The 606-nt window shown below is 50.0% G+C and carries 1 protein-coding gene; it reads left to right on the top strand.

Annotated elements, in window-relative coordinates; genetic code table 11:
• Positions 1-606, top strand: a 606-nt coding sequence (locus tag GFJ41_RS20985; RefSeq protein WP_170075994.1) for an Hsp70 family protein, incomplete at both ends; no start/stop codon positions are given.

The raw sequence follows: 606 nt of genomic DNA, 5'->3' as shown, positions 1-606 counted from the left end.
GCTGAGGCCTACCTTGGTGGTAAGGTCACTGACGCCGTCGTCACTGTCCCCGCCTATTTCAACGACTCTCAACGTCAAGCCACCAAGGATGCTGGTCTTATTGCCGGTTTGAACGTTCTCCGTATTATCAACGAACCCACTGCCGCCGCTATTGCCTATGGTTTAGACCGTAGCAACCAAGGCGAATCCAATGTCCTCATTTTCGATCTTGGTGGTGGTACTTTTGATGTTTCTCTTCTTACCATCGAAGAGGGTATCTTTGAAGTTAAGGCCACTGCTGGTGACACTCACTTGGGTGGTGAGGACTTTGACTCCCGTCTTGTAAACCACTTTATCCAAGAATTCAAGCGCAAGAACAAGAAGGATATCACCGGTAACGCTCGTGCTGTCCGTCGTCTTCGCTCTGCTTGTGAGCGTGCTAAGCGTGCCTTGTCTTCTGTTACTCAAACCACCGTTGAGGTCGACTCTCTTTCCAACGGTATCGACTTCTCTTCTAGCATTACCCGTGCTCGTTTCGAGGACATCAACGCTACCACATTCAAGGCTACCATTGATCCAGTCGCTAAGGTCTTGAAGGACTCCAAGGTCCCTAAGGCTGATGTTCAC

The organism is Paraclostridium dentum (assembly GCF_012922555.1).
GTDB lineage: Bacteria > Bacillota > Clostridia > Peptostreptococcales > Peptostreptococcaceae > Paraclostridium > Paraclostridium dentum.
Note: the sequence above shows the minus strand (reverse complement) of the source record. Positions and strands in the feature narration are given on the sequence as shown.